This window comes from Devosia sp. A449 (assembly GCF_054489375.1).
Genome location: NZ_JBTMWU010000009.1, coordinates 141,169 through 150,289, shown reverse-complemented (window position 1 = coordinate 150,289; position 9,121 = coordinate 141,169). Strand labels below are relative to the sequence as shown.

Sequence of the window (9,121 nt, the reverse complement as noted above, 5' to 3'; positions counted from 1 at the left end):
ATCGAGGTGAACCAGACCATGCTGGGTATCGCCGAAACCGTGCGGCCCAAGCTGATCGCCGATGGCATGTTTCTGGTGGGGCTCGATATCGTCGGCGACAAGCTGCTCGAGATCAATGTGTTCACCCCGGGCGGGCTCAATAATCTGTCGCAGATGTATGACACCGATTTTACCCAGTCGGTAATCGACGCACTCGAGCACAAGGTCACCATCAGGGACGCTTATATGGGCAAGGTCAGCAACCGTGATCTGGCGACGCTGTAGCGTTTTTCCCCGGCAGCTTTGATGCTCTGAACGCGAGGCCGGCAGGCGCATTTGGGGTGCGCCATGCTGTAGCCGGAATTGCTTCCCATCTTCCACGCAGAAATTGCACCGGCCCGGATGAGGATTCGCTCAGGGTCGTCACCGACCATCGTGCCGGCTGCAATTGCTTGGGTCCACGTCCTGAGCCGCCCCAAGGCACCTGCAACCAGCAAGAGAATATGCAATGGTTCGAAACCGTTACACATTGCGCGACGCCGTCGGTAATCCAGAAGACTGGAGCTTTAGCTGGCAACTCAGGGATGATGTCACCCTGACCAGCACTTGTGATTTTTGCGGGCGGACTGCGTTGCGCCTGACCTATGAGGTCACGCGCGACACGCAGGCCTTGTGGGTTTGCCAGAGCTGCGTCAGCCGCTACCCAATCGGCGCCATGCTCGATGGCGAGCCCATGCTGCCCAAGGCTGCGCGGGCCTATGCGCACGGGCTGACGGCTCGCCTCAAGCAGCAGACCTGCCAGGACATTCTTCGCCACGTACAGAGCGCCCTGCCCGACGCGGTGCTGGAAGAAATCCTGGTGTATTTCGACCGCAATCTGCAGCTCTCTCCGCAGCGGGCCGCCCGACTATTCTCTGCGATGGCGCAGGTTGGCGAGGCAACCAACGCCAGAATTTTCGAGGTGCAGACCCGAAGCAACGCGCACCAGCAGGAATTCGGGGAGCTCGATGATGGTGATCGACGCCTGGTCTGGACCGTACTCTCGCCGCAACAGCGGCGGCGGCTGGCGTCACTGGGCTTTGCGCCAGCGGGGACCTTGGTTCACCGCAGCCAGGGCCGCCGCTCGCCGCGCGTGGAAATCGAGCTGGCCGCACCGCGCATGCCTGCCCTGACTGGGGTGGCAACGCTCGGCTCCGCGCTAAAAATATACTGATATCAACACGTTAAGGCAGAATGAGGAGCGGAGCGGCAAGATCCGGCCGTGCCAGCGCCCCATTGCGGGCACGTTCGATCCCGACAATCCCTGCTCCTACGATCAGCAGCAAGGATGGGACATGATCCCCACCCCGGACCAGATTCGATCCGCCCTCCGCTATACCGCCAGCGTCGCCATCGGGCTGACCTGGCTGGGCGCCGCGCAGGCCGCTTCACCCTACACGCTGGGCGTGTCCGACACGCTCAATATTAAGGTCGTGCAATGGAAGGCGGCAGATTCCACGTTTGAGGAATGGACGGCCCTGGCCGGCGAATATGTCGTCGGCGCCGATGGCAATGTGAATTTTCCGATGGTCGGGGCCACCGAAGGCGCCGGCAAGACCAGCGCCGAACTGGCGGCGGCGCTAGGGGGCGCCCTGCAGCAGACGCTCGGTCTCAGCACCGCGCCGACGGTAACCGTGGAAGTGGCGGCCTATGGCCCGATCTATGTGTCCGGCGATGTGGGCACGCCCGGCGAGTATAAATTCGCGCCCAATTTGACCGTGGTGAAGGCGCTGGCCCTGGCGGGCGGAGAGCGGCGCAGCGCGGAGGCCGTGGCGCGCCCGGAACGAGAAATACTCACCACCTCCGGCGCGCTGGAGGTGCTGGAGGACGAATATCGTCGCCTGCTGGTTCGCCGGGCGCGGCTCGATGCGGATTTGGCGGGGCAGGAGCAGATTACCGTCCCTGCCGAACTCGAAACGGCGGATGGGCTCGACGCCCTGCTTAGTGCCGAAACAGCCATTCTTTCGGCACAACGGCGGCAGGCCGAGGCGCAGTCGACCTCGCTGACCGATCAGGTGGCGCTGCTCAACAGTCAGATTGAAGCCTTTGGGCAGAAGGAAACCGGGACCGAGGCACAACTGGCAGCGGCAAGGGAACAACTCGACAAGATCACGGCACTTTCCGACGATGGTCTGGCCCTGGCCTCGCGCGTGGCGTCCCTTCAGACCAATGTCTCCGATCTCGAGTCGAGGCTGCTCGATACGCAGACCACGACCTTGCAGGCCCGCCAGGACATCGCCGCCGCCGAGCGGGAAAAGGCGCGGCTTACCGACCAGCGCATTTCAGACCTGTCGCTTGAACGACAGACCGTCGATGGGCAGATCGCGGCGCTGCAACTCAAGATCGCGACGCAGCGGGGGCTGGTTCAGGAGGCCGCCCTTTATACCGGCGTTGCCGTACCGGGAGATTCCGCGCCGACCTTCAGCTACGTCATCGTCCGCGATGGCGACGAAGTTGCGGCCGACCTGGCGACGCCGCTCGAGGCGGGCGATGTCGTCGTTGCCAGACTGGAGTTTGCGTCATGACCGCGAAACAGAGCCTGAGTGCTCTTGTCCTGATGGGCGCGCTTGGCCTGCCGGTGCAAGCATTTGCTCAGGAAACCGCCTTCCGCGACGACTTCGACACGCTCGATCTGGCGCGCTGGTATGTATCGGATGGCTGGAGCAATGGCGGCCACCAGAATTGCACCTGGTCATCCGACCAGGTGACGGCGAGTGATGGGCTGCTGCAAGTGGGCTTTGCGCCGCTCGCCAAAGGGGATCGCGAGCATCGCTGCGGCGAGCTCCAGACGCGACAGGCCTATGGCTACGGGACCTACGAGACGCGCCTGAAAACGCCGTCCGGGTCGGGCCTCAATGCGTCCTTCTTCACCTATATCGGGCCCCAGCAGGGCAAGCCGCATGACGAGATCGATTTCGAGGTGCTGCTGCGCAATACCGGCCAGGTCGACACCACCACCTTCGTCAACGGCAAGAGCGGCGACGGCACGACTGGCAGCGGCCAATCCCATGCCCTGCCCGTCCCGTCCGATGGCGGTTTCATCACCTATGCCTTCACCTGGGAACCGGACCGCATCCGCTTCTATCTCGATGGCAAGTTGGTGCGCACCATGGACGACCCCAAAACCATTCCTAGCAACCCACAGCGCATGTTCTTCAGCCTGTGGGGTTCCGACACACTGACCGACTGGATGGGCAGCTTTGCGCCTGTCGATGCGGCCATCGCCATGCAGGTGGACTGGGTGGCTTTTACGCCGCTCGGGGAGGCATGCGCCTTCGACCAATCCATCCTGTGCCAAGACAACGAGGACAATTGATGAAGCTGGTGTTCTTTCGCGGCAAGGTGCCGAATTTCGGAGATGAACTGAATCTCCATGTGTGGCCGGCGCTGCTGCCCAAGGGCTTTCTCGATGATAACGAGGACGAATTATTCGTCGGTATCGGTTCGATCATCGGCGATCATTTGCCCGCTGGCGCGCGCAAATTCGTCATGGGCTCGGGCTATGCCGGCTATATGGGGCTGCCCGACGTGCATGACGGCACCTGGGACATCTGCTTCGTCCGTGGTCCCAATACGGCCAGGACACTAGGGATCGACCCGGGCCTGTCGATCTGCGACAGCGCCATCCTGCTGCGCAACATGAATTTGCCGGCGCCCGACACCAGTGTCGGGGTCGCCTTCATGCCGCATTATGAGAGCCTTGAGCGGGGCAACTGGGCCGAAGCGTGCCGGCAGGCCGGGATCACGCTGATCGACGCGACCGAGCCGGTCGAAAAGGTGCTGAGCCAGATTCGCGGCGCTCGCCTGCTGATCACCGAGGCCATGCATGGGGCCATCGTTGCCGATGCGCTGCGCACGCCGTGGATTGGCGCCCGCCCGATTTATGGTGGCCACCATAGCAAATGGCTCGATTGGGCAGGCGCGCTCGACCTCGATGTGCAGCTCAATGCGCTCAAGCCCAGCAGCGTTCTCGAATATTATATCGGCAAGACCGGGCGCGGCGGGAGCTTGGGCAAGGTCGGCCGCTTCAGCGCCTCGCCGCTGGCGGGCATTCCGAACGGCATTCTGACCGACATGGCCGCCCGACATCTGGATGGAATGTCCCGCCTCGAACCACAGCTGAGCAGCGATACGATGATCCGCCAGGTCACAGAACGCGCCCAGGAAGCCGTGGACGGCTTCGTTCGCAGCCGCCTCGCCGTGAGCTAGCGCCTGCGGCGGACGAAGCCGACCAGGGTTTCGAGGCGCGGCCTCCCCAACAGCACGATAACGGCGCCGTAGCTCAAAGCTGCGGCGCCGATTGTTGTGGCCAGTCGCAGCAGCGGATCGGCCCCCGCCAGTTGATGCTGCACCAGCCACCCGCAACCGCACATCGCCAGCGTGGCAACGACCGGCAGAGCGAACGAACCGAGATAGGCCCATAGCGAAATGCCGAGCAGACGCACGACCATGTGCAGCGTCGGCATCCACAGAATGATGTTGAGGATCACCAGCGATGTGGTCAGCGCCATGACGCCCCAGCTTGAGAACAGGAAGATGTAAAGCACAGTCACGCCCTGCTTGCCGAGGATGTAATAGAACCACAAATCGGCCTGTCCCTGGCTGCGGATCAGCGAGGACTGCAAGATGCCTATCGCCGTCAGCAGTCCCAGCACGCAGAATGCCTGCACGACCGGTACGGCTGGAACCCAGGACGCGCCAAAGGCCATTGGCACCAGGTCGCCCGCAACCAGCGCCAGACCTGAAAACACCGGGAACGCCACGACCGAGGAGGCGAACGTACCCAGCAAATAGGCCTCGCGCAGCTTAGCAGGTTCGCGCTGCATTGATGCGAGCAGCGAATAGGACACCAGATTCAGGGCGCCGGACATGAGATCGGTCAGGATCTGGAAGATGCGACGCGCGAAGCTGTAAATACCCAGCGCTCCCGGCCCCATCAGGGCCCCGATCAGCAGCTGATCGATATTGATCGTCGTGATGAAGTGGTTGCCGTTCGAAAACAGCCCAAAGGCCCGCAAGTCCCGCAAGGCGCTGCGGTTGAAACGCCGGCCCGGCAGCCAGCGGGCGCCGATAAGCGCCCCGGCGCAACTGGCCACCGATCCGGCCAATTGTGAGACTGCAAGCGCCCAGAGTCCAAATCCGGCCCAGAGCAGTCCCAGGCAGATAAGAGCGGTTACGAGTGAGGCCAATGTGGTTCGCAGCGCGAGTGTCTTGAACGCCATGGTGCGCACGATGAGCGCGTTGGGCACGGCAGCCGCCATATCAAAAATGACGCGCGCGGCAACCAGCGGAATGAGCAGCGCCAGCAGCGGCTGGCCGAATGCAGTGGCGATGACCGGCCCGGCCAAGCACAACACCGCATAAATAACGAGGGCGGCGCCGAGGCAAAGCCAGAACACCGTATCGAGATGGGCCGAGGAGATGCGCTCGCGCTGGATCAGCGCCTCGCGAAAACCGGCGGGCGCGATGGCCACCCCCACGCTGGCAATGCTGACGGCAAAGGCGACGATGCCGAACTCGGCGGGCGACAGCACACGCGAACTCGCCAGAAACACCAGGAAGCCCAGCGCCGCCGGCACAAAGCTGCTGACCAGCGACCAGAGTGTGCCCTTGATCGCCGCCGAGGCTCGTCCCGTGGTGAGATGGTCGCGCCGCGCGCCCGTTTCGATGGAAACGCTCATGTGTGGGGGGTACTGCGCGAGGCGACGAAGCGGTCGAAATCGGGGGTGACCCGCCCCAGCGCGCGGATCATCATGCCGCGGGCGCGTAGGCGCAGCGCCTCTATGGGTGAAACATGGCCCGAAAGCCCCTGCCCGATGAGGGCTTTTGCAACATGGGTTGCTCGCACCGCAATCGGCGCGGCAAAGCGTGGGTTGGTCAGGAAGGCAGCACGCGCCTCCTTGCTGGTCTCGTTCCATACCTTCTGCCGCAGGGCCTGGACGGCGCGTTTGAGGTCAAGCTCGCGCCGCAGGTAGCCGGCTTTAAGCTCGGCGTTCCGCGTGGTCTGCTCGGCATTTTCGGCCCAAACGGCCAGCGGCTCCATGGCGACATAGACCGGCTCGGCGATGGAATAGGTCCGCAGATATTCCTGCAGGGTGGCGGTGCAGGCATATTGGATTTCGAGCGGAGAGCGTGCCTGCACCGACCAGAACAGCCCGCCATTGGACACGCCGATGCCGGCCAGCAGGGCCAGGCGGAATTCCTCGGCGGCGTAGCGGCCCTCGGTGAAGAGATCGTCGAGCACGCCAATGGTGCCGATCCTGGCGGCCACTGTACCGCTGGCGTGTTCGATCACCTGGTTGCGCAGCACGATCTCGACGCCTTCGCGAGCCATCAGGGCGATGTTCTGGGCGCAGAACTCGGGCAGGATAAAATTGTCGTCCTCGACCACGCAGAAAAACGCCGCGCCGTGCGGGTTTTCGGCGGTAAAGCACTGGTCGATATTGCGGGAGGCAAACAGCTGCGGCTTGTTGGCAGTGTAGCGAATGCGCGGATCAGCAAGTTCGGCCACGGCATATCTTGCCGCCTCCGATGGATCATCATCGAACACGTCGCAGACCCAGTGCGGCCAGGTCTGCGCGATCATCGATTGCAGGGCGCGGCGCAGCGCCTCGGGGCGTTTATAGGTCGGGGTGCGGAAATGGACGAGGTCGGGCTGGTACTGTGCCATGGCTCAGGACTCCTCTGATGGGGTTTCGCCGCGACATCGCGGCCGATTGCTGGCGCAAGGCAATGAGCCCGGCTGCAGCGTAAATGAGGGTGGCAATGCCCAGGATCGAGCGGATGGAGAATTCAAAGAACACCTCCACCTCGATGAAGCTGCGGAGGATCATCAGCGCCTGGAGCGCCAGCAGCAGGGCATTGGGTGCGCTGGGACGCGCGAAGGTATAGGCGGCCATCAGGATGGCGCCGCCATACATGATAGCGATCTGCAGCCCCAGCCCGATCAGGCCGATCTCGACGGCATTGGAAATGTAGGTGTTGTGGAAGTTGAAACCGGCGCCGGAGAGCACATCGAACATGGCCCATAATTCTTCGGCCGGCGCGAAACCGAGCACCCAGAAAGAGCGATAGCCAAGGCCCAGGAACGGCCGTTCGGCGATATAGCTCAACCCCGTGGCCCACAGATCGGTGCGCCCGGTCAGCGTGGCATCCTTGCCGGAGCCTTCGAGGATTTCCGCCAGCAGCGCATCGCCGGTGGTGATGACGATGACGGCAAGAGCCGCCGCAACAAGGACCAGCATGGTGAGCATGAACAGCTTCTGCATGCCGGTCAGGCGTGCCGAGAGAATGGTCAACAACACAATGGCGAGGCACGGGGCGACCATCAGGCTCGCGCCGGCCGATTGCGCCAGCACCAGCAGGGGGGCAGATGCCACCGCGCCCACCGCGCCCGCGAGGCGCAGGAGCAAAGGCGATTTCCCGTCGGCCGCCACGGCTACCGCGATGAGGGCGAAGACGGCGATATGGGCGGCAAAGGCATTCTTGCTGCCGAAGACGCCCAGCCAGGCGCCTCCCGTGCCGGTGCGGCCGAACAGGATGCTGGCAATCACGCCGATGGCGTAGACGATGAACATCAGGCGCATCAACGCGGCCGTGGACAGCCGCCCGGTGATGACAATAGCGACGATGACGGTAAACATCAGCTGCACGCCGTAGCGCATTGAATTGGCGGGATATTGCGACCACAGCGCCGTCAGCATGCAATAGGCCGGCAACAGCAGCACGAACCACCAGCGACGGAGGCTGTCGATGCTGGCGGGCACATTGCTAACGATGAGCAGACTGCCGCAGCCCATGAAGGTCAGGGCGGCCAGCGGCCCGAACATGGCATTCAGCACCAATGCGGCAAAGGCGCCGAAGGTCAGCAGATCGGCGAAGTTGATGGTCACCCGGGACGGCAAGGCGATCATGAGGCCTCCATCACAGTGGTGCGGGTTTCGAGCCTGACCTCGGGGACAAAACCGGCGGCATAGCTGCCGGCTTCGTCCAGGGCGATACAGTGGGAACCGGCATGGCTCGCCAATTCGCGCCAGGCGTCACGGGGACGCGGGACGGACCAATCGACCAAATGGGCCGGGACGTAGTCGGGAACGGGCTGATCGGCGCCGGCCATCCCCTGCCCGCCGAGCACAAGTGTCTGCGACCGCCGATCCACCGGCTCTTTAGCGCCACGACGCTCGTTGAACGAGACCCAAAGGCGGCGCGCAAGGCCTGGGTCGCGCGCCAGCAGGCCAAAAGCCTGTACCACCTTGCCTTGCTTGATGCTGGCGACCAGTTCCTCGTAGGCCAGGCCCTGCCGCAGCACCGCGAGCCGTTTGGCAAACGCGGCTGACAGCTTTGGCGATAGAGGGGCGTGCATCGCAGTCAGCGCCAATTGCCGCTCGATCATCGCCCGCATGTCTGGCTCCGACAGGCGGTGCGAGGTCGAGGCGGAATGGCGCCGATAGAGGTAGAACGGCTCGGGCACCACCAGCATGCGCGCGCCATCGAGCAGCAGGCGCAGGATGAAATCATAGTCCTCGCCGATCCGCAGGGCTTCGTCATAGCGCAGTTGCTTGAGGCAATCGGCCCGGATCATCGGCTTCAGATAGCCAAGGGCCGGAGTGCCGTCGACGCCTGCCAGCACCCACTGCTTGGGCGCCACCAGGAAACTGGCTCCAGCGTCAGCGCCCAGCATCAATTTGGGGGGGCTGCCATCCTCATGGAACAGCAGCAGGTCGTCGGCGACGATATCGGCATCCTGCTGGCTGGCGGCGGCCAGCAGCCGCTCCAGGCGCTCGGGATGGATGATGTCATCGGCATCGACGATGGCGATCCAGCGCCCGCGCGCCAGCTCCAGCGCGCGGTTCCGGCAAGAGGCGGGGCCGCAATTGCTCGTGGTCTCGATCAGCCGAACCCGGGGATCGGCCTGCGCCATGGCACGGACCAGCGCCACGCTGTTATCCTGCGAGGCGTCGTCGCTGACGATGACCTCAAGATCTGACATGGTCTGGCCGAGCACGGAACGGAGTGCGGGGATGATTTTGTCGCCGGCCTGAAAATTGGCCATGATGACGGAGACGAGCGGCCCATCATGGGGCTGTCGATCAGAGAAATCCAT

9 protein-coding genes are annotated in these 9,121 nt (G+C 63.6%); 5 read left to right on the top strand and 4 right to left on the bottom strand.

The window, feature by feature from the left end; genetic code table 11:
- The 5 genes from ACX3OW_RS19835 to ACX3OW_RS19815 form a co-directional block, all read left to right on the top strand.
- The coding region (locus tag ACX3OW_RS19835) for an ATP-grasp domain-containing protein (RefSeq protein ID WP_459097521.1) at nucleotides 1–264 on the top strand (264 nt) is incomplete at its 5' end.
- Nucleotides 265–508: 244 nt separating this feature from the next.
- Nucleotides 509–1,192 (top strand): hypothetical protein, encoded by a 684-nt coding sequence (locus ACX3OW_RS19830; protein WP_459097520.1) that lies wholly within the window; start codon nucleotides 509–511, stop codon nucleotides 1,190–1,192.
- A gap of 121 nt (nucleotides 1,193–1,313) precedes the next feature.
- A complete protein-coding gene (locus ACX3OW_RS19825; protein WP_459097519.1) occupies nucleotides 1,314–2,543 on the top strand; it encodes a polysaccharide biosynthesis/export family protein in 1,230 nt (409 codons plus the stop codon).
- Nucleotides 2,540–3,334, top strand: coding sequence for a family 16 glycosylhydrolase (locus ACX3OW_RS19820; protein ID WP_459097518.1), 795 nt, complete (start codon nucleotides 2,540–2,542; stop codon nucleotides 3,332–3,334). The genes ACX3OW_RS19825 and ACX3OW_RS19820 overlap by 4 nt, the downstream gene beginning before the upstream one ends.
- Nucleotides 3,334–4,227 (top strand): polysaccharide pyruvyl transferase family protein, encoded by an 894-nt coding sequence (locus ACX3OW_RS19815; protein WP_459097517.1) that lies wholly within the window; start codon nucleotides 3,334–3,336, stop codon nucleotides 4,225–4,227. The genes ACX3OW_RS19820 and ACX3OW_RS19815 overlap by 1 nt, the downstream gene beginning before the upstream one ends.
- Here ACX3OW_RS19815 and ACX3OW_RS19810 read toward each other — a convergent pair.
- Genes ACX3OW_RS19810 through ACX3OW_RS19795 form a run of 4 tightly spaced genes read right to left on the bottom strand, consistent with a single transcriptional unit; the run spans nucleotide 4,224 to nucleotide 9,121 of the window.
- Nucleotides 4,224–5,699, bottom strand: coding sequence for a lipopolysaccharide biosynthesis protein (locus tag ACX3OW_RS19810; protein ID WP_459097516.1), 1,476 nt, complete (start codon nucleotides 5,697–5,699; stop codon nucleotides 4,224–4,226). The genes ACX3OW_RS19815 and ACX3OW_RS19810 overlap by 4 nt on opposite strands.
- Entirely contained in the window at nucleotides 5,696–6,688 is a 993-nt protein-coding gene (locus tag ACX3OW_RS19805; RefSeq protein WP_459097515.1) for a glycosyltransferase, read from the bottom strand. Before ACX3OW_RS19805 ends, ACX3OW_RS19810 begins: the two co-directional genes overlap by 4 nt.
- Entirely contained in the window at nucleotides 6,639–7,931 is a 1,293-nt protein-coding gene (locus tag ACX3OW_RS19800) for an O-antigen ligase family protein (protein ID WP_459097514.1), read from the bottom strand. Before ACX3OW_RS19800 ends, ACX3OW_RS19805 begins: the two co-directional genes overlap by 50 nt.
- Complete coding sequence (locus ACX3OW_RS19795; RefSeq protein ID WP_459097513.1) at nucleotides 7,928–9,121, bottom strand: glycosyltransferase family 2 protein; 1,194 nt, start codon at nucleotides 9,119–9,121, stop codon at nucleotides 7,928–7,930. Before ACX3OW_RS19795 ends, ACX3OW_RS19800 begins: the two co-directional genes overlap by 4 nt.

Excerpts from the sequence above, each read along its gene's own strand:
- ACX3OW_RS19805 (WP_459097515.1), bottom strand. The coding sequence starts at position 6,688 with ATGGCACAGTACCAGCCCGACCTCGTCCATTTCCGCACCCCGACCTAT.
- ACX3OW_RS19800 (WP_459097514.1), bottom strand. The coding sequence starts at position 7,931 with ATGATCGCCTTGCCGTCCCGGGTGACCATCAACTTCGCCGATCTGCTG.
- ACX3OW_RS19820 (WP_459097518.1), top strand. The coding sequence starts at position 2,540 with ATGACCGCGAAACAGAGCCTGAGTGCTCTTGTCCTGATGGGCGCGCTT.
- ACX3OW_RS19815 (WP_459097517.1), top strand. The coding sequence starts at position 3,334 with ATGAAGCTGGTGTTCTTTCGCGGCAAGGTGCCGAATTTCGGAGATGAA.
- ACX3OW_RS19795 (WP_459097513.1), bottom strand. The coding sequence starts at position 9,121 with ATGGATTTCTCTGATCGACAGCCCCATGATGGGCCGCTCGTCTCCGTC.
- ACX3OW_RS19810 (WP_459097516.1), bottom strand. The coding sequence starts at position 5,699 with ATGAGCGTTTCCATCGAAACGGGCGCGCGGCGCGACCATCTCACCACG.
- ACX3OW_RS19825 (WP_459097519.1), top strand. The coding sequence starts at position 1,314 with ATGATCCCCACCCCGGACCAGATTCGATCCGCCCTCCGCTATACCGCC.